The sequence below is a fragment of the Paenibacillus sp. LBL genome (genome assembly GCF_029893715.1).
Classification (GTDB): domain Bacteria; phylum Bacillota; class Bacilli; order Paenibacillales; family Paenibacillaceae; genus Paenibacillus_AQ; species Paenibacillus_AQ glucanolyticus.
In genome coordinates this window covers 1-22323 of record NZ_JARXYU010000018.1, presented here as the reverse complement: position 1 = coordinate 22323, position 22323 = coordinate 1, and the positions used below count along the sequence as shown (strand labels likewise).

The window sequence follows — 22323 nt, the reverse complement described above, 5'->3', positions numbered from 1 at the left end:
TATGTTGGAGAAGGGGGGAAGGTGCGGAAGGGGCCATCAATTTGGGCGCTGGGTTCATGTTGATGATTTTTATCCTTGATTCCTCCCAAAGGTTCCTTTATGATGTGGGGGAGTAAAAATTATTTTCTTTATTTTTTCATTTTTTTAAAAATAATTTTCAAATCAGATCCCATCCGTTATGCCCACAAATAAGCTCACCGGGAACCTTGAAGGAGGCTTTTGATGACACCAATCTTGCATATTATCTCTGTCGAAAAGGAAAGCCTGCCCCGTCAGGAACGACGGCTCGCAGAGTTTATTTTGACAGCTCCATCCGAGATTGTGCATATGGGCATTAAAGATCTTGCAGATCAGTGCGAGGTCAGCGCTGCCACAGTCACCCGCTTTTGCAAGAACTTTCAGTGCAAGGGATATCCTGATTTCAAGCTCAAGCTTGCCGCAGAGATCGCCCATGCCGAGTTGGCTTCACGCACAGGAAGCACCCGTTATCAGGACATCGTTGCAGGCAATCCGCTTGCCGGAATCGTAGAGGCGATTGAATCCAATCACCTGACGTCGATTCGGGATACGACAGAGCTTCTGGATTTGGGGCAGCTGGAGCGCGCAGTGGATGCCCTATGCCGGGCAAAACGCATTGACCTGTATGGTGTGGCAACGTCCTCTATTGTGGCACAGGACTTTTACCAGAAGCTGATCCGGATCGGGAAAAACTGCACCGCTTTTGCAGACTCCCACATGCAGATCACCTCAGCCTCCACGCTGACTTCAAGTGATGTTGCCGTGGCCGTTTCATACTCCGGCGAAACGCCGGAAACCATCGATGCGTTGGCGTGTGCCAAAGACACAGGCGCATTTACGATCAGCGTTACTTCCTACCGAAGCAGTGCCATCTCATCCATGGCGGACATTACACTGTATTCGTCCTCGCTGGAGGAAGGAATGCGCCGAGGTGACATGGCCTCTCGCATTGCCCAGCTTCACATTATAGACATTCTGTTCATGGGTATGGCCAGTCGGGACTTCTCCACGTATGTTCCCCGTCTGGAGCAGTCATATCTTAATGTTCAAAACTATCGCAAAAGCCGAGGAGGACAATAACTAATGAATATTTACACATTCCGCGATGAAGAACAATTCGTGCAAACGGGCGCAAACCTGATCACCAGTTTACTGCACACCAATCCGCGCGCTACACTGGGACTGGCTACAGGCAGCACACCCGTTGGGCTCTATGCCAAGTTGATTGAGATGCACCGTCAAGGGCTTGTCAGCTTCGCGCAGACCACAACATATAATCTGGACGAATATGTGGGCCTGCCTGAGAATCATCCGGAGAGCTACCGCACCTTCATGAATGAAAAATTCTTCAACCATGTAGATATCCAGATCGAACGGACTCATGTGCCGAATGGCAATGCGGCCAATCCGGAAGAGGAATGCCTGAATTACGATAAAATGCTTGAAGAATTCGGACCTGTTGATCTCCAACTCCTCGGCATTGGACATAACGGACATATCGGTTTTAACGAGCCGGGTGAAAGCCTCAGCGGCGGGACTCATCTGGTAGAGCTTCAAGAGAAAACTCGAAACGCCAATGCTAGATTCTTCCCAACGCTTGCGGATGTTCCGACCCACGCCATCACGATGGGGGTTGCTACCATCCTCAAAGCCCGCCAAATCCTCCTTCTCGTCCGGGGAGAAGATAAAGCCGAGATTGTACATCGTGCGTTGAAAGGGCCTATCACGACCGAGTGTCCGGCATCACTTCTTCAGTGCCATCCGAACGTTGTTGTGCTGTTGGATCAAGGCGCAGGGAGATTGCTGGTATGAGCAGCGAAGCCAAGAATGCTGTCCAATTGTTGTATGGTCAAGTACTGACGCCCAGAGGCATCCGTACAGACGGTGTGCTGGCCATTCAAGGCGAGAACATCGCATACGCTGGTGATGTTTCCGAACTCCCTGCAAGCCTTAAACAGGCAGCCGCAGAGGTTATCCATCAGCCCGATGGCTATATCGTACCTGGCTTTATTGACATCCATGTTCACGGCGGTAACGGTGAGGATTTTATGGACGCAACGAAGGATGTTTTGGATCAAATTACATCCTTCCACAGCTCTCAGGGCACCACGGCGATGCTTGCTACCACGATGACTGCGCCTAAAAAAGCAATCGATCGGGTACTGAAGGAAGTAAGCGACTATCGTAATCAGGGCATGTCTTATACCAGACTGGAAGGCGTCCATCTCGAAGGCCCGTTTATCAGCCCAAAATGGCCAGGTGCGCAAAATCCTGAGCATATCGTCCACGCGAATATCAGGTGGCTGGAAGAATGGGTATCTCAATATCCGGGGCTGGTTCGTCAGGTCACCCTTGCACCCGAGCGTGAAGGGGCACTAGAGGCAATCTCGTGGCTGGATCAACACGGAATCGTGGCTGCCCTGGGTCATACGGATGCAACCTATGAGGAAGTAGAAGCCGCTGTCGAGGCCGGCCTTAGTCATGGCGTGCACACGTTTAATGCGATGACAGGGCTTCACCACCGCAAGCCAGGCGTGGTTGGTGCGATGCTTGGCGATGATCGGTTAAGCTGCGAAATCATTGCAGACGGCATCCACGTCCACCCCGCGGCAATTCGGATACTGGCCCGCATGAAGCAGGATGGGAATCTGATTCTCATCACGGATGCCATGTCGGCTACCGGCATGCCTGACGGCGAATATACGCTGGGTGATTTGCCCGTTGTTGTTGAGAAGGGCATTGCCACGCTCAAGCATAACAGAGACAGTCTCGCGGGCAGCACATTAACGATGATTAAAGGGTTCCAGCTGCTGGTTCGGGAGGTTGGACTCAGCATTGAGCAGGCCTCCACCATCGGAAGTATGAATCCAGCCAGAAAAATTGGCATCGCCGATCGCACGGGATCGCTTGAAGCCGGCAAACTCGCCGACATCCTCGTTCTTTCCAGCGATCTTGAGCTGCAAGGAGTATGGATTCAAGGACAACGCAAACATTAAGGTATAGCATTCATTATAAATAGCAAAGGAGCCGCCTAGGATAGGATGATTTCAATCCTACAGGGCAGCTCCTTTTTGTATAGAAATTTTACCGGCTGTTTCGATTGCCGCCAAACCAACCGTCGTCCGTATCATTTTTAGTCATGTTGCCGCGTGTATCATTCATACCATCACGAGTTCCTACATGAAGCGGGAACACACGGTTAATCCATGACCCAAAATCACGGGAAAGTGTTCCAACCGTATTCTTGGCGTTACTCCCCGTTACAAAACCTTTGGCATGCTGATAAAATCCCTCATCTGTGGAAACATATACTTGACTGATATGTGGAGCGGTTTTACGAATCTTGTTCGTAATTTCATGACGCACATGCTGAGGAACCTCTTCACGAGCGCTCATCATGCCCATGTTGTTTCCGTAAGTTCCATAAGGCACTCCATTGATGCCAGTTCCCATATGAGTATTGTTTACCGTCCCGTCGGTACCGGTAAGACTGTTGGTACGCGTGCCGTACCCCATATAATCATTGGTACGAGTTCCGTTAGTACCCATAAGTCCGTTATTGCGCGTTCCGTTTAACGTATTATAGTTGCTGCCGCCAAAACCGCCATTCGTCGTCGTTCCGTTAACGCCAAAGCCGCGGTTATCGGCGGTTCGGCCAAGACCTGTTGTGTTTTCTACAGCACGAGTGGTATTCTCCACGACACGCTCTGTGCCTCTAGCCATATTGCTCAGAAGCCCCACACTGCCTGTACCCGAAGTGTTGAACGTACGGTTCCTCACATTCGTTTTGTTCATGCCTGTCATTGAACGGCCGTCAGAACGGTTTGCCGTGCTCATACCCGTAACATGTCCATCAATGCTGTTGGTGTTCGCGCCCTCTTTGGGCAGCGAAACATACGCGCTGTGATTGGTTACGAATACATGTGCAGGACCCATGCCACTGATATCCGACACTTTTTGGGACAGCGTTTTGCTGTACTTCAGGTTTGTCAGGTCATGCTGCTGGGTGCTGCGAATGTGCTGGTTGTTGTTACGCACGGAGTTCACACCAACACGACCCTTGTCCACGTTGTTTGTACGTGTCGTGTTGCCGTCTGTGGTGTTGCCGCATCCTGCTACCGCAGCCATACTGAGGAGCAATGCTGTGGAGACGGTCAGGTTGAGGGCTTTGGATTTAATCATGATTCATCCTCCATCTCTATAATAGGTGTATTAACATCGTTTAGGATGACCTTGCGTTGGAATCGGTATGCTGAAAGGTTTTAACATGGAAGATTACTGCTTATCATGCCTAATTTTATGTACAAAAAAACACCGATCAGATCATGATCGATCCATCGGCGTTTGATTGTTCTATTATGAAGAGGACGGCTGTGCCTGTATTCTGGCATAATCCATAATATCGGCCAGCGACCGCTCCAGAGGGTACTGTGAATTCCAGCCCAGCGCTTTAAGAAGCTCGGTACCCTGCTGCCCCCCGGTTCCTTTATTTAATGAATCTAATGAGAGGGGAGCGGATTCGGGACCCCAATCCATCGGCACGGCTGCCTGTGTATGCAGGAGCAGTGCCTCAGCGAGCTCTCCAAGGGTATGTTCCGTACCGGAACTGATCGGATAGGTCATCCCGGGAGTGCCCTCTTGAAGCAATATGCTGTAAGCTGCTACCGCATCCCGAACGTCCAGGAAATCCCTTGATTCGTAGCGAGAGCTTATACGGAACAACGGAAAATTTCGACCTGTTTCATAACCCGCAATATAGCGGGCAAGCAGCGTACAGAAGCCTGTTGATTCGCCGGGGCCAATCAGATTGGACGGCTCAGCCAGAACGATATGCTGGTTGTACAAACCATGCCAGGCAGCTGCGGACCAGCTGGCAAAGGTTTTACTGAGGCTGTAAGGATGAGGAACGGCAGCCGCGCCTTTTGCAGGGTCCACACTTAACCTGGAGCCTACCATAACCAAACGGCTGTCGGGGCAGTGCTGCCGCAGCGCTTCAAGAAGGTATATGGTGGCCATCACGTTGCTCTCCATGTAAGAAGCCGGTTGTTTCCAGGACTCTGAAGCTGAATTTTTTCCGGCTAAATGCAAAATATAATCAGGAAGGCTCTCTTGAATCAGAATATCCACCTGTTCACGGTTCTCGAGATGGCACACGGCCGGAATGACGCCTTGTATGGACTCCAGCGCCTGCTTGTTCCGCCCGGCAGCAATAACGGTACATCCCTGCCGGACGAAATAGTCGCAAGCATGCAAGCCGGTAAAACCTGCTGCCCCTGTTATGAGAATTTTTTGATCCTTTAATGATCCTGCTGCCATGCGTACATCTCCTTTAACATTTGAACATAATCCGGGAATGGATATAACGCATCCAGCCGCGTGCTTCGCAGAGTCCGATCCTGAACCATATCGTCGGTTGGCACTACAACAACATCATGTTTTCCCCATATGTCCTTGAACAGCAGCAGCAGATCGTATTTGCTTACCGGATTCGGATGTCCGAGATGTATCAGACCCCCGACGTCCTTATTCATGAAGAACTCGATCGCTTTAGCAAGCTCAAGCGTGGTTACCCCGTTCCACTGCACGGCGCGATAACCGGAAACTTGACCTCGCTGCTTCATAAACCAGTTGAACAAACCGATTCCACTCTGCCGGATTTCGGGTCCTATAATGGAGGTGCGAATCGTTAGGTGATCCGGGTCCTGCACTTCGCCCAGTGCTTTCGTTAACGCATAGGAAGTCACGCCATCGGGAAGATCGTCTTCCCGATAACCCCCTTTGTCTCCGAGAAACACGCAATCCGTGCTGATATGAATAAGTCGGGCCGATATGGCGTCCGCTAAATACCGCAGACGATGAGGCAAAAATCCGTTGATATGATATGCATTAATTTTGTCATCATCTGCCCGTTGATTCAAGACACCTACAGCGTTGATGATCATATGCGGCCGAACCGCTTTGATTATATGCTCCACGGCACTCATATCGGTTACATCCAGCACAAGGCCTTGTGAATCATGTCTGTCCCGGGTCGTGTAAAAGACATGATGCTTGCCGAACGACTGAAAGTACTGAACAAGCATATGTCCCGCCATACCGTTGCCCCCGAGAATGAGCATCTTCATGGCAAGAATCCTCCGCGTTGAAGGATTTCGCGTATCTCGGTCTTGGTCATTAAATGATGCTCCGAGCTGAAGCTGTTGAAGGATACTTTGGATAAGCCCTGATACCGCTCCTTCAGATCGGGAATTTCGAGTGTCGGCAATATGACCAGGTATTCATCATCATAAACCACCGTAGTCAAGCTTTCAAAATCACTCATAAGAATTTCATGAATCTTCTCACCCGGCCGAATACCCGTTTCAACCAGTGTAACGTCGCTTCTGCCAGAAGCATCTATCAGTACTTCTGCCAAATCCACAATGCGGCAGGTCGGCATCATCATAACAAAAATTTCGCCGCCTACACTTTCAATCGATGCCTTGAACAGCAGGGATATCGCATCCTTCAAGGTCAGGAAAAATCGGGTCATGTTATGGTCCGTGATGCTGATCTGACCCTTCTGCCGGATCTGATTCTTGAATACATGAACGACGCTTCCGTTCGTTCCAAGAACATTTCCACCCCGCACACAGACAAATTTGGTGTGCTTACTCAACAGATTAGCATACACGATCAGTTTCTCGCCAATCGCTTTGGTCATGCCGTAAAAGTTGGATGGATTCGCTGCCTTATCCGTTGAAATATAGATCACTTTTTTCACTTGATTTTCAATAGCAGCCTCAATAACATGCTGTGTGCCGACCACATTGGTTTTCAGAGCTTCATAGGGATGCTCTTCGCACACAGGAACGTGCTTCAGTGCCGCCAGATGGAATACATAATCCACATCCTGACAGGCTGCTGTTAGAGCTTCCTTGTCGCGAATATCTCCGATTCGGAAAGTGAGTCTTGGATCTTCAAACTCACGGTCCATAGCCACCTGCGTAGCCTCGCTTCTGGAATAAACGATGACCTGCTTAGGATTTAGCGGCAGAAGCTGCGTGATCAGTTCATGTCCCCAAGAGCCTGTGCCGCCAGTCACCAAAATCCGTTGATTAGTGAACATTCACTTTCCCTCCAAGCACATATTTTACGACGGTACGCGACACATTGTCCGCTAAATACCCCTCAGGGCACACCCAGTCACGGCCCAGCTGCGTCATCAGTTTGACCGCTCCATGGATACGCTCAGCATTCAAACCGGAGACGATGTTGCTTCCGCAGTCCACAGTTTCCGGCCGCTCCGTCGTCCGGCGAACCGTTACCGTAGGAACGTGCATGATGCAGCACTCCTCCTGTACCGTACCGCTGTCCGTGATCGCGCAGAGTGCCTCTTTCTCGAGTCGTACAAAATCAAAAAAGCCGAATGGCTCATGAAATTCAATAAGCGGATGAAGTTGAACATCCTTGGCTCCTTCAAGACGCGAGGCCGTCCGGGGATGCAAACTGCATATGAGTCGCTTTCCGAACGTTTCAGCGACCGCATTTAACCCATTTAATATTTCCGTTAAATTCTCAGGTCGATCCACATTCTCTGAACGGTGTATCGTAATCAGAAAATATTGCTGGGGGGAGAGCGACAGCTTCTCCATAATCCGGCTCTGATTGACCTGACCTTCGTAATGCTTCATCACTTCATAGATCGGGTTCCCTGTCAGGACAATGCGTTGACTGGGCACTCCCTCTCGAAGCAGATGATTCTTGCTGTAGTTTGTATAGGGCATATTGATGGAGGACACCGCATCTATGACTTTGCGGTTCTTCTCTTCAGGCACATCCAGATCAAAGCAGCGGTTGCCGGCTTCCATATGCACCACCGGGTATCCCAGACGCTCTGCCAGCACAGCACATAACGCACTGTTTGTATCACCCAGCAGCAGAACCGTGTCCGGCTGCTCCTGTTCCAATATTTCCTCCATTCGGCTGAACATAACGGACAACTGGCCTCCCAGCGTGGCCTGGCGGTCCTGAAGCACATAGTCCGGACTGCGGAGCCCCATCTCCGAGAAGAAGACCCCGCTTAAGGTATTGGTGAAATTTTGTCCCGTATGCACAAGCACATGCCGCGTTGCATACTGGTCTAGAAGAGGAATGATCAAGCTTAATCGGATAATTTCGGGCCTCGTACCCAAGATCGTCATGACTTTCATATCGGATTCTCCCTTGCCAACTTAATCACAGATCCGAAGGCGATAACTCCGTAGCACGACCATTCTTCTCGCTTTCGTGAGACAGCAGAACGGAAGCGGACTTTTTGAAGTAAGCCTAGACCGTTCACCGCTCTGCTGTTGACCTCGTCTCATGCCTTTCGTCGCCTTGCGGACGTTCTGCGTAGTCTAAGCCTTGATGCCCGTCGCCTGGTCGCCCTGCCTTCCGGTCTCTTGGTTCGTCTACGAACGAATAACCGACGCGCAACAGCAGCACTTCGTTTCTTCCTGCGGCTATTCTGCTTACGTCGTCTCGCCGGAACAACCCGGCGCTTCACCTGTCTTGCCGTCATTTGAAACCATGCAGGATATTCATTCATCCAGCGTGAAACCATGCCGTTCAATCGCATTCCGTACACCTCTGGACCAAATACAGCCTGGATCTGAAGGCGGTTCTGCATACCCAGAGCCTCGCCCCGATCCTGCTGATCCAGGATGAACCTCACCTTCTCTGCCAGTGAGGCCGGGCTCCCGGGAATCGCGAGCAGATGCGGGCATCCGGCAGCCGTCAGGACCTCCTGAAGTCCTCCTGATGCGTAGGCTACAACCGGCTTCCCGTGCAGCAGCCCCTCCAGAGCCGTTAATCCGAATCCCTCCGGTATCAGACTCGGTACCACCACGACATCAAGGGCACAATATACTTGAGTGATATCGTCTTGAGATCCGGCAAATATGAAACGATGCTGAGCTCCCGCCGAAGCAATGCGATCGCGGCACAATATGTCATAATCCGGATTCAGCGCACTCCCAACGATGAGAAAGGCTGCGTCGGGGTAAGCATCCTTGAGCGAGAGCGCCATGTCTATGAAGTGATGCACCCCTTTGCTCTCGATCAGAAATGAAGAAATCATACCAATTAACGGTTGATTTGCAGTGATGCCGAGACTGCCGCGAAAGGAAGCTCTCGTTGTCGCCCATGCGGCTGGCTGAATATCAGACTCAATCCAGGATGGAGGGAGTACCGTCATTTTGGACTGCCTGACTTCCACCGGGAAACTCTCGGCTACGGATTCGGAAATGCTGACCAGCCAGTTGCTGTACTGATGGATTAACGAAGTGGCCAAATGGGCGTTCCCGTTTTCCGTAATTTTTTCGGTCAATTGCCATACTACGGGAATTCCAAGTCTCTTGCCCGCTGCTGCCGGCATAAAGTGCACACACGTATTTGTCAGAATTACCTGCGGGGCCTCACCTGCAATCCATTTCATCAATCCACGGAAAACCGATGTTGCCATCAGCTTATTGGCTTCGGCCAAAAGATTGGAACCCGGTGTATACACGCTGTGAAACAATGGAATTCTGTGGATTTTGACCGTAATCCCGGATTGTCTCGCCAATATAGTCAGCCGGCCTTCGTTCGGTGCAACCAGAACGCAATCAAAATAAGGAGTCATCTGTCCGCAGAAGAACAGAAGCAGCTTCTCCGCTCCCGTAATGCTGGATGGATTGGATACGTGTGAAAAAATCAACATTTTCGGTTTAAAGGCCATCGGTATTATCCGCATCTACAGTAACCGTGATTGTGGCAGTACCGGATGCGATCCACCTCCTTTTCACCCAGTTGGTACAATATATTAGAAAAACAAAGACACCGTAACGACGCTTGTTCCCCCATCATTGAACTATTTCTGAGCCAGGATCAAGGAAAGATAACCGAGAAGAGCGTATTCAGGCGGTGTGCATAGGTATGCTCCTGATAGGTTCTCTCCAGGGCACGATGTGCGATCTCTTTTCTCAGGTGGTCGTTAGCAAGATAGTACTCTACCTTCTCCAGTAGCTCAGCCTGAGACCGGTAGGTGTCAATCTCCACACCTGGTGTATAGAACCGCGCCAGATCTGACCGCTCATCGCAGAGCTGAAGCGTGCCGCAAGCACTAATCTCAAACGTACGCGGATTCGGGGAAGCCGCCGGTATATGTCCGCTGTTCTGATTGATTTCATCGTCATCCACCGCACGGTGCAAATTGATGACAATCTTGGCGCTGTTATATACGTCCGCAGTCTCCGCCGGACCCATCCACTTGTTGATCTCAATCTGGTTGTTAAATCGGCCGTAACCCGGGAATTTCTCCCACCAGTTACCGTTAATAAAGGTCCGGTGTGCCATCAATTGGTCCATAATGGGCTCAAAAAACTGAATTCGCTTCGGATACGCTGTACCAACAAAACCGATATCCCGCTTAGCTGCTCCCGGCATGGCAATCGGACGATAGTGTACGGGAAACGCGGCAAACGGCAAATAGTGAACCTGGGAGCAGCCTAAGTTCTGATAATGGGCCACGCAGTTCAGTTCCAGTGTAAATACATAATCGTAGTGGTGGATCCAGTCTACGGTCATATCCGTATAATACGGATCGTCCGTCATCCAGACGGCCGTCCGAATATCCATGGCCCGAACCGCATCCATCTGTTCCACAGGCAAATACATGCCGTCAAGCACCAGTACAAGATCCGGCCGCGTACGGCTTGCTTCTGCAGCTACGTCCTGCTTGGCATCCGTCAATGAAACCTGGCGTACCATGCCGTGCAGTGTACCAATAATCGCCTCGTCAATCGGCGAGTAAGGAAATCCTTTTCCCGAGCTGACAAACAACACATGGATATCCCTCACAGGCGGCGTATAGACAACCCGGTTAACGATACCCTGTGATTTCCCTCGAAAATACCCCTCATCATATCCGGCGTGCATACCTGCATTCCTGCCTCGTCCATATGCATCGGATACGGCGGACCGACGGGGTCCGGCAGCTAAACTTTTAGGCATCCGCTTCGCTCCTCCCTGATATTTGCTCGGACAACTTGCTAATTCAAACGTTGGGCCTCGATCAATGTCAGAAGTTCAGGCAGTCGGTGAACATACGTATGTCTCGTCATGGTCGTCTGCAGCGCTCGCTGCGCTATACTTCTACGCTGATCCTCCTGAGAAAGATAATAGGAAATCTTATGTTTCAATTCTTGGACAGAACCAAAGGTCTCGATGTCGATCCCAGGCGTGTAATAATGGCTCAGATCCTCCCGGATATCCGTAATTTGCAGTGTTCCGCAAGCATTGATCTCAAATGTCCGCGGATTGATCGAACGGCCCGGTAAATTCAGGCTGTTGCGGTTGTCATCACCGCTCTGGGTTGGCCTGTGCAGGTTGATTACAATTTTGGCGCCGTTGTAGAATTTCACGGTTTCCGCAGGCGGTATGAAACCGCTGTGTATGAAGGGGGAGAGCTCTTTATAGCGGGCAAGCCGCTCCCAGTAGCCTCCGATGATGCGAACCTGCTTTCCCTTCAAGAACGGTGCCAATTCATCAAACAAGGCCGCACGGTTTCGGAACGCATTCCCGATGAAGCAAATGTCCGAACGATAAGCCGGCCCTGCCATCAACGGGGTAAACAGCTCCGGATGAACCCCCAAAGGAAGATAATAAACCTCCCTCACCCCGACACTTTGATATAATGGAACACAGCTCAGCTCATGCGTGAACACAACATCAAAGTGTTGTGCCAGCCCCGGTGTTTCCTCTGTGAAATACGGATCATCCACAAACCAGATGGCCGTTCGGAAGCCTGCTTCGCGGAGCTGAGTCATCGAATGCTGAAAATCATCCGGAAAAACATGCAGACCGTTCATGACCAGAATGATATCCGGTCTCTGCTGCAAGGCTGCTTCCAGCACCTGTTCCGGACGTACGACGATGCATTCCCTGACGATTTTGCCAAGTCCGCTGGATACTCCTTCATCAATGGATTCAAAGCCTTGGGGGACATACATGACCTTCACATTGAAATATGGCGGGGGCTCGGTTGGAATACGATCGATCAGCGCACGGCACCCACCCAAACGGTAACCTTCACTGTAACCTGCCCGGTAGCCCTCCTTCTGACCTGTACGCTTCGATAAACTCACCATTTCCACCCTGTCTCTTATGGGATTTACAAAGGTTCATATAACTATATGCCAAGAGGACGAATGCATCATGGACGACTGTCCCTGAGACGGGGAATTTGGCGGATGCCCTTACGTCTAGCCTGGTCATGACAGGATTGGCAAAAAATAAAAAAGAGCGGTCTCCCACGGATTCAAGCCTTCCGTGAGAGCCGCCCTGCCTGCCGTCATACCGGCGCAGGTGGGATTTGACCGTCTTCGTATCCTTGTGCAAAACCCGATTTAAACCCTTCATCATAGGCCTGATTGTAGCCCTGATTATACGCTTGGGAAGAGGCCGGAAAGAACACGCGTCCGCTTCTTCTTAAACGGTAGCGCCCCCGGATTCCGCGACGTTTACGTAAGCTGGAGCTGACGCCACGACGCCGTCTCACGCCCTTTACGACCTTCAAACGTCTTACAGCTGAGGATATTTTTCTGCTGCCGATAGGACGTGTACGTCTTCGCGTTCGTAAAACCGTTGATTTCACTTTCATCCTTTAACCTCCTGAGTCCTTTGATTCTTCCTGTGCTGCTGTACTAGAGTTGGCTATGCGTCCAACCGCAAGCCATGGGGATGAAGGAGATCCCCATTGGGTCCGGTTCAAGGGAATTCCTGTCAGCATTTCAGTCATGACCGACTGGTAGCCGGTCAATAATCGAATATTCTCTGCAAGCTTTCGCGCGGTCACATCAGAATGAGCAGAAACCTCTGCAATGTTCTGAAGTATGTCTGCCAGCGCCTCCTGACTTCTGGCAATGGATGAGATCATGGCCACTCTTGCTGTATGTTCCCGGTGGGTACGTGTAATCATCAGTCCGATTCTCCAAAATCAAACTCGTCAAAACCTCCGCTGGCAGCCTGATCCTCGGTACCTAAAGCCACTCGCAGATTTCGGCATAGACCTGATCCGATACGCGTCAGTCCCTCGATCTGCTCCACAATCTGCTCATGAATGACCAGCGAATCCTTCAATCCGCCCATTGAGGGCTCTTGGGACAACACCCATTGACGAACCTTCTCCGCTTCGACGGCCTTGCCCTCCAGGATCAGAGAGGTCTCGCGCTGAATGGCGACGGCCGCTTCCAGCATACGCATCAAAGACTCTTCTTTGCTCAACTGCACTCCCGCCTCTGTCATCCGGTAACGATACCGGGTTATTCTTCATCCTGCTCTCTCAGTTCCTTTAATACAATCTCCAGGCTGTCCGCCGCCGTTTGCTGCAGGTCCGCCATCGCATTCAGATAAGACACGATACTGCGATTAACTTGTACCGTATGCCCTCCAGATGATCTTGATCCTTCAGCAAGCTGAAGTTCATAATCAGGAAGAGAATGTATAATTTGAGCCATGCGAACAGCAGCATGGCGCTGAGCTTCCAATATCCGGGCCAGCTGCTGCTGAGAATGTGAAAGATGCGCAATCATATCATCAATTTTGCTTTCCACGTCGGTACTCCCCTTCACTCTTCTATCTGTTCAGCATATGCGGAGAACGGATTCTCCGTGCAAAACACCCGCTATAACTTTCCTCCTGCAAATACGGTGGATGCCTCAATTCTGGACCTCTGCTCCACCGGTATCCGTTCCAGCCATTTGAGCATGCTATCCTCTGCAGAACCGATATCCTCCATCCACAATCCGATCTCTTCCGGAAGTTTACGCCTGAACAGCAAGCAGCTTAATTTCTGTCCGGAAAGCGGGACTTGCTGTGCCGCCTCTTGTGTCGTCGTTAAGCCCCCGGAACTGGCATAGACCATTCGGATAGCAGGCTCGCGCTCAAGCTCCCTTATCAGTACCCCCAGCCAGTTGTCCAGATTCGGAGCATCATAAGCCAATACGGCGATATATTCACCAAGCGATGTGGAGATGGCCCTGTTTATGACAACAGCAAGATTGTCGCCGCTCTTCCCCTTAATATGCCGTATGGCTCCGCTCCGTCCAAGAATATACCGTCTCGTGGCCGGTGTGGCCCCAGCATCTGCAACAAGCACTTCATACAGGTGGGGGGTCATGGTCTCCACATGCTGAATGACTTGAACGGCTGAATCATGATGCGGATGGGCAGGAATTATAATGCTCGTTCCATCAAATACACTGCCTCGATCCTCCTGTCCAAGCCTCAGTCCCAGTGCATAGCCTGCCTGGTAACCGGCTCGGTAACTCTCCCCGGATCCCCCTTCCCGTTTCTCTGTGGTATTGAGCGTGGCTCTCGCTGCACGTCGTCTTTTCATGGCAATGCATCCTTCATGTGTACAGCCGCCTCCTGCAGCGATTCAAAAGTACCGGCATCACACCACCATTGCTGCATAATGTCATACACCAGTGTCCCAGCAGCTGCGTACAGATTATTGACATCGGTAATCTCCAATTCCCCTCGGTCCGACGGACTGATTCGGCTGATGATTTCAAACACACTATGGTCATACATATATATTCCGGTCACCGCATGACGGCTCCGGGGATTTACGGGTTTCTCCTCAATGAAGAGCAGTTTCCCACTGCCATCCTCCGCAAAAACAGGCACGCCGTACCGATGAGGATTATCCGTAGGGCTGAGCAGCACCATTGCAGTACCAGGCGGCTGCTGTGTATAACACTGGATGAAGGGCTTTAAATCATCCTGAAACAAGTTATCCCCCAGGAGAACAACAAATTTCTCGTCTGGCGGGATGAATCCCTTGGCAAGCTCCAGCGCTTCCGCGATACCCCCCGCTTGTTCCTGCACCCTGTAGGTTAGATTGACACCGAAATTCCGTCCGTTCTCCAAATACTCCGCATACAGACCAACCGATTTGGAGCCGGTAATTAACAAAATGTCATCAATGCCAGCCTGCTGGAGCTTGTGTATTCCATATGCAATCATCGGATACTTTCCTACCGGAAGCAGGTGCTTATTCATATATTTCGTTAGCGGAAGGAGCCGGGTGCCGTTTCCTCCCGCCAATAATACGCCCTTCATGATGCGTCACCTCTCTCCTCGATGAATTGTAATGGGTCCACGTTCCATTTTTCCACAAACCGTTTCCGGTTTCGTTCAATCAGGTCCTGGAACCCGCCCGGAAACCGATTCCGGAAGCTCGCGCTGCCCTCATGATGTACCAGAACGTTGCCTGCGACCAATAGCTTGAACCCGCCAAGACGGGCACGATAACAGTAATCATCATCCTCGTAATGACCGGGCGAGAACATTTCATCCAGCAGTCCAACCCGGTTCATGACCGTGCGCTTAAACAGATAACATAGTCCGACAATGCGGTTCACTTCCTGCCAGCGCCCCGGATTCGTCACATTCCAGCGCTCCGCTTCATGGATGTAACCCGTGATGTCCGTATACCCTGCCTTCACCTGCTGAATTCCGCTTGCGTAATTCGTTACAGGTCCAACGATCCCGATCTCCTCCCGGCTGTACAGCGCCTCCAGCAATAACGTCAGCCAGCGAGGCGAGACAAAGACATCGTTGTTCAGCAGCAGTAATTGGTCACCCGAAGCCATCCGAAGACCGCGGTTGCACGCAACGGGAAATCCGGTGTTATCCGGCAGGGAAATCAGCAGCAGCTTCTCACGAAGACAATATTCGCCGGTGCCGTCCCGGGATCCGTTATCTACCACGATAATCTCGTAGGGTACCTCAGTATAAGCACGAATATGATCCACGCAAGTTCGCAGCAGATGCAGTCCATTAAACGTGGGGATAATAATGCTTGTAAGTCCGCTCATAGGCTGTTCCTCCGTAAGGCTAGTTCCGTTCGTGACACCTGTCCCCATTGAAGACGTGCGCCAAGGTCTTTCATCGTTTCTCCAAGTGCTTCGACATGATCGCCAATGATCAGCCTTGCCACCGGATTGTCCTTGCCCCGGTTCGTTTTTCTTCTCCGGTTCATACTGAGAACATCCACCGTCTGCACCGCTTCAATCCGAAGTCCCTGTCTTATAGCCAGGGACTGGGCCATGGGCGGAACCGCAAGGTTCCCATACCCAATGCGCTCCATGGCATGCCTTGTCATGGCGTGCGGCACAGCCGTTAGAGAATTAGCCTCGAGATCATCGCGCCCCATCATTCGATTGAGAAAGGTTTTACAGCGGGTAACCTCATCTTGTCGTTCAAAAGCCGGCAGAAGCGGCATAATATCGTTTAAAGCTACATCCACTCCCCGATCTGCCGCCACCAGATACGAGCTCAGTTTCTCGGCAGATACCGGCATATCCCCGTCCATGAACAGGATGATGTCGCCAGTGCTCATCTTGGCCCCCATGGCACGGGCCACGTCATGCCCCAGACGATCCGGAATATGCGCAACAATGACCCCTTCAAATGAACGTGCTGCAACGTACGTGTGGTCCTGACTTCCATTCTCGACCACAATGATCTCATGGAATGGAAGTCGCTTCAGCTCCCGCAGCACCATCGGGATCGAGCTTGCCTCATTGCAGGCAGACACGATAACGGAAACGCGCCCGTTCAGAGGCGGCAGCAGTGGCGCGGGGACAGGCTCCCTGGAGCTTCTGGCGTACCCGCGCCGGAAAGCTTCAGCTGCACTCGGCATTACATGGTAGAATTGGTGCCGGGGAATTCCACTGGAATACAACCACTGTCCAAAGGCAGCCGAGGCCGCACTGCTGGAAACAGTCCTGTTCCTTTTGCCAGCCATGCCTCCCGCACTCCATGCCAGCCGTTGCCACCGACTGCTCAGCGAGGATCGGAAGGCTGTGGAGGCTCGGGGGGAGCTCTTTGCTTTTCTTGAACGCCTTTGGCTGTAACGGCCTGATCGGAATGATTTTTTATAAATTACCTTCTGCACGTGCTCACCTCACCAAGCTCCGTCTTCGTCCACCATCGTGATATCCGCCGCGGACGCCCCGCTCCGCAATCACGGCTTCCAGTGCTTCCAGATGATCGCCCAGCACCAGCATTTCGAGCGGATCCCCGCCAGTTGTCCGTCCCGGGTTCAAGCGTCCGACCTCAACGCGATAAACCGCCTCCACCCGCAGCCCCCGGCTCATTGCAGCTGCCTGCGCTTTGGGAGGAATCGACAGTTCCCTTGCACCCATGACATCGAGCGCCCGGCGGCTTAATGCATGCGGCACGGCTGTCATGGACGCTCCCCGCAAATCAGACCTGCCCAGAATCGTATTTAATGTATATTTCGCAAGAATAACCCGGTGAACCGGCGACCGATCGACAGGGCCGGTGTAATCGTTCAGGGCCACATCCACACCAGACAGCACCGCCTGTACGAATGGCCTTAATTCACCAGAAGGAATAACCATATCGCTGTCTGTAAAAAGAAGAATTCGTCCTTTAGCTGCTTGTGCGCCTACACTTCGTCCAACATCGTTACCGAGCGGCTCCGCAAAAGATAATACCTTAGCTCCCATTCGCTCTGCGACCGATGCCGTTTGATCCTTGCATCCATTCGCAACCACAATAACCTCCGTTTCGGGGTGAACCGCCCGGGCCTCTGCTATCACCGCACCGATTTTGCCTGCTTCATTCATAGCCGGAATAATGACGGATACCAACGGATTCGGATGATTATCTCTTGGGATCTGTGGTTCCGAAGGACGGTAGGTTATACGGTTAGCCGGATCTGTCGGCTGCACTCCTCTTCTGGAGGCTCGCCGTGCAACCGATCTTCGTGGTCTTAACCGCTGCACATTACGCATATTCGTACTCCTCCTCCCATGTAACGTCACTTGCTCCTTGGCAATCTATGCTATTGTATGTTTGCTCTCACTCACCGTAACGGCATATGTACGGTTATGCGCCATGCTCATCCCCCATCTGCTACCTGTACACACAAAAAGGGCGGGGAGTTTCCTCCCCGCCCTTTTTTTCACTCCTAATGTCCGCCTACCGCTATCCACGACACCCACCCGGCAGCTAGCTGACTGCCTTCGTTTCTTGTAATGCCAACTACCGCCTGAAGTTCGTTCCGTGACCTAACCCCCGCCTGAAATGCCGGATCGCTGCACGATACCACCATCGCATAGTTTGCGTCGGCATAGGGAGACTGAAGCGATACGGCAACATCGATGTCGTCCACGTCTTCCGGAAACACGAACGGTATATTGCCGAACTGCTGCATTAACGGCCTGTCAGTTGTCCCTTGCACCGGATTAAAGTTCAAATGATCCACATCCACCGAATGGATTGCAATTTTAGAAGAAGTAATCGATTCAGGGGACAGATGAATGCTGTACACGGAATAGTCTTCAATCGCCTCACTCCTTACGCTGCGATGCCGAAGATGAGCGGCGCCGATCGTATCATCGGCCAGGGCATATTCGCTTCCACCATGATCCTCGCTCGTTCTGAACGTGGATGTTTTGAGACGGCCAGGATATCGCCGGTACGATCTCTTCCCTCTTCCCCTGGTGATCCTTCTGGCTTTGTTCACTGTCGGCTCTCTCCTCTGCTTCTAATCGTTACTTCATCCTATTCGGCAAGGGGGGCTCCTGCCACAGTCCCCTCGGTTTCCATCAGATGGTCTGCATCAGATGGACCCAGCGCTCTGCTGTGTGGTTCCATCTGAACCGCTGCCGCACTGTTTCACGGCCAGCCATTCCGATCTGTCTGCGAAGATTTTCGTCCTGAAGCAGATTGTTGATCCGCTCTGCAAGCCCGGTAGGAAAATCATCGCTTTGAACCAAGTAACCCGTCACCCCATTCTCTACAATTTCCGGAATGCCTCCTGCGCTTGATGCGATAACCGGTACGCCTGCCGCCATTGCCTCAACGTTGACCAGTCCAAAGGCCTCTCTGGGCGCAGATGGAACAGCCACGATATCCGCCAGCGTGTACCAGTCGGCTATAGCCGGATAAGGCACAAAGGGGCGGAAGCACACCCACTGCTGATACGGCCTGGCAGCCCTTTTTAATTCCCTTACATAAGCGGTTTCCCGGTCCGAGCCGTAGGCTGCGCTCCCGATAATGAGCAGCAGCACGTCCGGATGCTTGTCAATGATCTGTGGCAGTGTTTCAATTAAGTGGTGGACGCCTTTATCGGGTATGAGCCGTCCGGCAAACAGGAGAATGCGCCGCCCGCTCCATCCGTGCTGAGTAAGCCTTGCTTCCTTCAATGCCTTGGCAGCCGGGCTGAAGGGCGGGGTAAAATGCTCAAGGCTAACCCCGAGGTGATTAATCGTGATTTTATCCGACAGCCACGGATGCCTGGTCGTAATATCCTCCAGTAGAAAACGGCTGTTGACTACAATCCCGTCCATCCAGCGTGCAATGTTCCCAAACCGCTGTTCACTCATGTACGGAGGCGTGACGAAGGTATTGGAATGGAGATTGAGTACCGTCTTCACATCAGGAAGATGCATCTTCAAGCGCTGGGCTAGCAGCGGCCGATTGTGCACTTCGGTAATATCCGGTCTCCATTTTTGAAGCCTGCGCAGCAAGGAAGGATAGTAGTTCGCTCCAGATGGAAGTCGATAACACGGTACACCGTTGATCGCGTCCTTGGACGGAAGCCCTTTTCCCAACACTCCGAATATGCGCACATCCATGGCTTCCTGTGCCAAGGGAATGGTCTGCTCCACCACACGCTCCACGGAGCTGCTCCTCCCCGATGGAATAACAAACGACCCCGGCGTCACAACCGCCACCTTCCGCAAACTCATAACTCCACACCCTTCTCACAACTTAGCTATATGAAAAAACCTCTACTGATTGATTTCAAAGGAGACCCTGGCTCTATAGCCGTCGTGTTTGCATGCTGTCTCCAAAAAGGCGCACTCCCGTCATTTGTATGGCCTAATACCTTAACATATACCGGATAAGGGGCTGTTGGTGACTAATATTAATAATAAAGAATAGGCCAACCACGGGCGACACCCGTCCATCCGGGACAATCTTCCTTATGCATACGATGTGGTACAAAGACTACATGATCTATGGTAACAAGGAGGATGACCATGCATCCGGAATTTGTCGGCATTCTGCTCAACAACAACACGTATCGCAGAATTTCCAGCGGGAGAATCGGCACTGAATCACTGGCTAACTATGAAGAAGCCGCTGCCATGTACGGGCTGGTTCCTTGTTTTTTTACCATTCATCATATTTCACGGGATACCGGAAAGGTGACAGGATACATCCCGATTTCATCCGGATACACCAAAGTGCATATTCCCATTCCCCGTGCGATCCATATGCGAGCCATATACAACAGACGTGAACTCAAGCTGATCGATCACCTGATTCAACAAGGAATCTATGTGTTTAACGGGCGCACCCGCTATGGTAAAGACAAGATTCACCATATGCTGGAGCAGGACCCTGAATTGGCCCACGCCTTACCCCATACGGTAAAAGCTACTCCTCTCTCGATTCGGTCCATGCTGAGTCAGCACGGTGACCTCGTCTTAAAGCCGTGCAGCGGAAGTGTCGGAGTTGGGATTATGCGGTTAAAAAGGAGCCCTGGACGCACCCATCTGACCTATTCCCGTTCCTTGCCTTCTGCAAGAGGCTGGAGAACGGTAGCGTTGGCTGAAGGGAGACTTCATCCTCTGATATACCAGAGGATCAGGCGCGCGCCCTTTCTAGCGCAGCAGCGAATCCCCCTGGCAGAATACAGGGGGCGTCCTTTTGACATCAGGGTCACTGTGCAGCGGGGAGGCAGCGGCGGCTGGGAGATTGCTGGCATGTTCGCCAAAACCTCACCGCCCCAAACCTTTGTCTCCAACATTGCTCAAGGAGGCTCTGCCTATCAGGTGCCTGATATACTGACCCGCTGTATGCCTCATGCACCTGTAGGAGCTACCCTTGAGCGTATCTCCGAATTTTCTCTGCATATCGCCCGCATCCTGTCCTTGTTTATTCCGTATGCAGCCGATTTTGGACTGGACATTGGCATCACGGAAGATGAAAGACTCTATTTCATTGAATGCAACGGCTGCGATCAACGGTATGGCTTCCTGGAGGCAGGTATGGGAGAGGCGTGGAAAAACTCATACCGCAATCCGATGGCTTTTGTCCGCTATCTGTATGACAATGCGGGATGGCCCCCGTATTGAAAAAGGGACTGAATGCGATGCCTGTTATGGTCCATTCGCTTCCTATAGGAGGGGGAAATCCTGCAAATTGGAAGAGAGCATACAGCCATGCTTCACAGGTCGTTCACCTCAATGCAGCGGTAACCTGTGAAGGGAATGAATTTTCATCAGTGGAACAGCATAAAAAACCAGCCGCTGCCCAGAGAAATCGGGCAATGGCTGGTTTTTAGATGTTATTGAAGTGTGGGTTGGATCAGTGAGGAACCTGAGATTTGAAATCTCCTTTACTGGACTGATCCGCATGATAGAATACAACATCCCCGTCTGTCAGGTTGAATCTCTTCCCGTAGGGATCCGTATGTGTATTGCTATACCCTTCGAGCTGCCACTGATTCATGAGTGGGCCATGAATGTATTGCAAATGCGGCTTGGCCGTATTGCCGTTTCGGATCGTCTCCAGGTTGAAATTCACCACAATATACCCTTTTTTCAGGAATATCGCCGATTTCTCATCCAGACGATTCGCCCGTCCGTACGCCGCCAAATCGGTTCCCTTCTTCACGACATATACGTCGGCAGGCAGACTGTATTCACCGTACCAGCGCTGAATGGCAGCGTTGGCACGCTCGGTGTCAACGGAGGCAGGTAAACCTGCCTTGGGCCCGATCAGTGTTCGTATGCCGGAAGGAAGCAGCATCCAATCCAGCCTTCCCACCCAGGTTTTGCTCTTGCTAATTTTCTCCATATACTGCTTCGCATAGGTCGCTGCACTCATCCCCGCCGGGGCACCGCCATGGTTATACAGATAAGCGGCGGTATCCTGCAGTTCGTCTTGCGGAACATGGCGCAGCCTTTCATTCAAAACAACGTACCGCTTCTCCGTATCCTGCGGCGAACCGATGCGAATGAACTTCCGGTTCCCGCTGTGATAATACAAGTCAACCTCCTGGCGTCCGCTGCCATCTTTATTTACATAATAAAAACTCGGTGTGATCGAAATGCCATCTTGGGTGCCAAACATATTGCCCTTGGTCTTCAAATCGAATTATTGGAATAGGTAAGGGTTTGATATTATCTCCACCTTTTCCCCTCCTCCACACCGTGCATGCAATTTTCACCGCACACGGCGTTCCACCTT

General features: G+C 51.6%; 23 protein-coding genes and 1 pseudogene. 4 read left to right on the top strand and 20 right to left on the bottom strand.

Annotated elements, in window-relative coordinates:
• The first annotated feature begins 222 nt into the window (after nt 1-222).
• From M2277_RS26295 to nagA, 3 genes are read left to right on the top strand one after another with little or no spacing between them, the layout of a single operon-like run.
• Complete coding sequence (locus M2277_RS26295; RefSeq protein ID WP_006208731.1) at nt 223-1098, top strand: MurR/RpiR family transcriptional regulator; 876 nt, start codon at nt 223-225, stop codon at nt 1096-1098.
• Between the two features lie 3 nt (nt 1099-1101).
• The gene (gene nagB, locus M2277_RS26290) at nt 1102-1830 is read left to right on the top strand and encodes a glucosamine-6-phosphate deaminase (RefSeq protein ID WP_006208730.1); all 729 of its coding nucleotides are present in this window, start codon (nt 1102-1104) and stop codon (nt 1828-1830) included.
• Nucleotides 1827-3014 (top strand): N-acetylglucosamine-6-phosphate deacetylase, encoded by a 1188-nt coding sequence (gene nagA / locus M2277_RS26285; protein ID WP_063478843.1) that lies wholly within the window; start codon nt 1827-1829, stop codon nt 3012-3014. Before nagB ends, nagA begins: the two co-directional genes overlap by 4 nt.
• Nucleotides 3015-3102: 88 nt before the next feature.
• On the opposite strand, the gene M2277_RS26280 is transcribed toward nagA, so the two are convergent.
• From M2277_RS26280 to M2277_RS26190, 19 genes are all read right to left on the bottom strand, one after another.
• A complete protein-coding gene (locus M2277_RS26280) occupies nt 3103-4200 on the bottom strand; it encodes a YhcN/YlaJ family sporulation lipoprotein (RefSeq protein WP_280756020.1) in 1098 nt (365 codons plus the stop codon).
• Nucleotides 4201-4374: 174 nt separating this feature from the next.
• Nucleotides 4375-5334, bottom strand: a complete 960-nt coding sequence (locus M2277_RS26275; RefSeq protein WP_280756019.1) for an SDR family oxidoreductase — start codon at nt 5332-5334, stop codon at nt 4375-4377.
• Nucleotides 5316-6143, bottom strand: a complete 828-nt coding sequence (locus M2277_RS26270; protein WP_036641336.1) for a dTDP-4-dehydrorhamnose reductase family protein — start codon at nt 6141-6143, stop codon at nt 5316-5318. The genes M2277_RS26275 and M2277_RS26270 overlap by 19 nt, the downstream gene beginning before the upstream one ends.
• On the bottom strand, nt 6140-7126 hold the full coding sequence (locus M2277_RS26265) for a polysaccharide biosynthesis protein (protein ID WP_280756018.1): 987 nt from the start codon (nt 7124-7126) through the stop codon (nt 6140-6142). The genes M2277_RS26270 and M2277_RS26265 overlap by 4 nt, the downstream gene beginning before the upstream one ends.
• Entirely contained in the window at nt 7116-8210 is a 1095-nt protein-coding gene (gene wecB / locus M2277_RS26260; protein ID WP_036641334.1) for a non-hydrolyzing UDP-N-acetylglucosamine 2-epimerase, read from the bottom strand. Before wecB ends, M2277_RS26265 begins: the two co-directional genes overlap by 11 nt.
• A gap of 149 nt (nt 8211-8359) precedes the next feature.
• Entirely contained in the window at nt 8360-9757 is a 1398-nt protein-coding gene (locus tag M2277_RS26255) for a glycosyltransferase family 4 protein (RefSeq protein ID WP_280756017.1), read from the bottom strand.
• A 149-nt stretch (nt 9758-9906) separates the two neighbouring features.
• Complete coding sequence (locus M2277_RS26250; protein WP_280756016.1) at nt 9907-11031, bottom strand: CgeB family protein; 1125 nt, start codon at nt 11029-11031, stop codon at nt 9907-9909.
• 38 nt (nt 11032-11069) lie between these two features.
• A complete protein-coding gene (locus M2277_RS26245; RefSeq protein ID WP_006208722.1) occupies nt 11070-12167 on the bottom strand; it encodes a CgeB family protein in 1098 nt (365 codons plus the stop codon).
• A gap of 203 nt (nt 12168-12370) precedes the next feature.
• A complete protein-coding gene (locus tag M2277_RS26240; RefSeq protein ID WP_006208721.1) occupies nt 12371-12679 on the bottom strand; it encodes a hypothetical protein in 309 nt (102 codons plus the stop codon).
• Between the two features lie 3 nt (nt 12680-12682).
• Complete coding sequence (locus tag M2277_RS26235) at nt 12683-12997, bottom strand: hypothetical protein (RefSeq protein ID WP_006208720.1); 315 nt, start codon at nt 12995-12997, stop codon at nt 12683-12685.
• Complete coding sequence (locus M2277_RS26230; protein WP_234972816.1) at nt 12997-13308, bottom strand: alpha-helical endospore appendage domain-containing protein; 312 nt, start codon at nt 13306-13308, stop codon at nt 12997-12999. The genes M2277_RS26235 and M2277_RS26230 overlap by 1 nt, the downstream gene beginning before the upstream one ends.
• 32 nt (nt 13309-13340) lie before the next feature.
• Entirely contained in the window at nt 13341-13631 is a 291-nt protein-coding gene (locus tag M2277_RS26225; RefSeq protein ID WP_036641331.1) for a hypothetical protein, read from the bottom strand.
• 71 nt (nt 13632-13702) lie between these two features.
• Nucleotides 13703-14416, bottom strand: coding sequence for a glycosyltransferase (locus M2277_RS26220; protein ID WP_280756015.1), 714 nt, complete (start codon nt 14414-14416; stop codon nt 13703-13705).
• Complete coding sequence (locus M2277_RS26215; RefSeq protein ID WP_280756014.1) at nt 14413-15144, bottom strand: sugar phosphate nucleotidyltransferase; 732 nt, start codon at nt 15142-15144, stop codon at nt 14413-14415. The genes M2277_RS26220 and M2277_RS26215 overlap by 4 nt, the downstream gene beginning before the upstream one ends.
• Nucleotides 15141-15902, bottom strand: a complete 762-nt coding sequence (locus tag M2277_RS26210; RefSeq protein WP_063478837.1) for a glycosyltransferase family 2 protein — start codon at nt 15900-15902, stop codon at nt 15141-15143. Before M2277_RS26210 ends, M2277_RS26215 begins: the two co-directional genes overlap by 4 nt.
• Entirely contained in the window at nt 15899-16834 is a 936-nt protein-coding gene (locus M2277_RS26205) for a glycosyltransferase family 2 protein (protein WP_280756013.1), read from the bottom strand. The genes M2277_RS26210 and M2277_RS26205 overlap by 4 nt, the downstream gene beginning before the upstream one ends.
• A gap of 154 nt (nt 16835-16988) precedes the next feature.
• On the bottom strand, nt 16989-17849 hold the full coding sequence (locus M2277_RS26200; RefSeq protein WP_280756012.1) for a glycosyltransferase family 2 protein: 861 nt from the start codon (nt 17847-17849) through the stop codon (nt 16989-16991).
• Between the two features lie 176 nt (nt 17850-18025).
• Nucleotides 18026-18583 carry a WIAG-tail domain gene (locus M2277_RS26195; RefSeq protein ID WP_280756011.1) on the bottom strand — a complete coding sequence of 186 codons (558 nt, stop codon included), beginning with the start codon at nt 18581-18583 and terminating at the stop codon, nt 18026-18028.
• Between the two features lie 82 nt (nt 18584-18665).
• On the bottom strand, nt 18666-19811 hold the full coding sequence (locus M2277_RS26190; protein ID WP_280756010.1) for a glycosyltransferase family 4 protein: 1146 nt from the start codon (nt 19809-19811) through the stop codon (nt 18666-18668).
• Between the two features lie 294 nt (nt 19812-20105).
• Here M2277_RS26190 and M2277_RS26185 point away from each other — a divergent pair, with 294 nt between their 5' ends.
• Nucleotides 20106-21206 carry a YheC/YheD family endospore coat-associated protein gene (locus M2277_RS26185; RefSeq protein ID WP_036641325.1) on the top strand — a complete coding sequence of 367 codons (1101 nt, stop codon included), beginning with the start codon at nt 20106-20108 and terminating at the stop codon, nt 21204-21206.
• A 232-nt stretch (nt 21207-21438) separates the two neighbouring features.
• Here the strand turns inward: M2277_RS26185 and M2277_RS26180 are convergent.
• Nucleotides 21439-22230, bottom strand: a pseudogene (locus M2277_RS26180) (DUF5704 domain-containing protein); the annotation flags it as partial.
• Nucleotides 22231-22323: the final 93 nt, after the last annotated feature.

Excerpts from the sequence above, each read along its gene's own strand:
- M2277_RS26295 (WP_006208731.1), top strand. The coding sequence starts at position 223 with ATGACACCAATCTTGCATATTATCTCTGTCGAAAAGGAAAGCCTGCCC.
- nagB (WP_006208730.1), top strand. The coding sequence starts at position 1,102 with ATGAATATTTACACATTCCGCGATGAAGAACAATTCGTGCAAACGGGC.
- nagA (WP_063478843.1), top strand. The coding sequence starts at position 1,827 with ATGAGCAGCGAAGCCAAGAATGCTGTCCAATTGTTGTATGGTCAAGTA.
- M2277_RS26280 (WP_280756020.1), bottom strand. The coding sequence starts at position 4,200 with ATGATTAAATCCAAAGCCCTCAACCTGACCGTCTCCACAGCATTGCTC.
- M2277_RS26275 (WP_280756019.1), bottom strand. The coding sequence starts at position 5,334 with ATGGCAGCAGGATCATTAAAGGATCAAAAAATTCTCATAACAGGGGCA.
- M2277_RS26270 (WP_036641336.1), bottom strand. The coding sequence starts at position 6,143 with ATGAAGATGCTCATTCTCGGGGGCAACGGTATGGCGGGACATATGCTT.
- M2277_RS26265 (WP_280756018.1), bottom strand. The coding sequence starts at position 7,126 with ATGTTCACTAATCAACGGATTTTGGTGACTGGCGGCACAGGCTCTTGG.
- wecB (WP_036641334.1), bottom strand. The coding sequence starts at position 8,210 with ATGAAAGTCATGACGATCTTGGGTACGAGGCCCGAAATTATCCGATTA.
- M2277_RS26255 (WP_280756017.1), bottom strand. The coding sequence starts at position 9,757 with ATGGCCTTTAAACCGAAAATGTTGATTTTTTCACACGTATCCAATCCA.
- M2277_RS26250 (WP_280756016.1), bottom strand. The coding sequence starts at position 11,031 with ATGCCTAAAAGTTTAGCTGCCGGACCCCGTCGGTCCGCCGTATCCGAT.
- M2277_RS26245 (WP_006208722.1), bottom strand. The coding sequence starts at position 12,167 with ATGGTGAGTTTATCGAAGCGTACAGGTCAGAAGGAGGGCTACCGGGCA.
- M2277_RS26240 (WP_006208721.1), bottom strand. The coding sequence starts at position 12,679 with ATGAAAGTGAAATCAACGGTTTTACGAACGCGAAGACGTACACGTCCT.
- M2277_RS26235 (WP_006208720.1), bottom strand. The coding sequence starts at position 12,997 with ATGATTACACGTACCCACCGGGAACATACAGCAAGAGTGGCCATGATC.
- M2277_RS26220 (WP_280756015.1), bottom strand. The coding sequence starts at position 14,416 with ATGAAAAGACGACGTGCAGCGAGAGCCACGCTCAATACCACAGAGAAA.
- M2277_RS26215 (WP_280756014.1), bottom strand. The coding sequence starts at position 15,144 with ATGAAGGGCGTATTATTGGCGGGAGGAAACGGCACCCGGCTCCTTCCG.
- M2277_RS26210 (WP_063478837.1), bottom strand. The coding sequence starts at position 15,902 with ATGAGCGGACTTACAAGCATTATTATCCCCACGTTTAATGGACTGCAT.
- M2277_RS26205 (WP_280756013.1), bottom strand. The coding sequence starts at position 16,834 with ATGGCTGGCAAAAGGAACAGGACTGTTTCCAGCAGTGCGGCCTCGGCT.
- M2277_RS26200 (WP_280756012.1), bottom strand. The coding sequence starts at position 17,849 with ATGCGTAATGTGCAGCGGTTAAGACCACGAAGATCGGTTGCACGGCGA.
- M2277_RS26190 (WP_280756010.1), bottom strand. The coding sequence starts at position 19,811 with ATGAGTTTGCGGAAGGTGGCGGTTGTGACGCCGGGGTCGTTTGTTATT.
- M2277_RS26185 (WP_036641325.1), top strand. The coding sequence starts at position 20,106 with ATGCATCCGGAATTTGTCGGCATTCTGCTCAACAACAACACGTATCGC.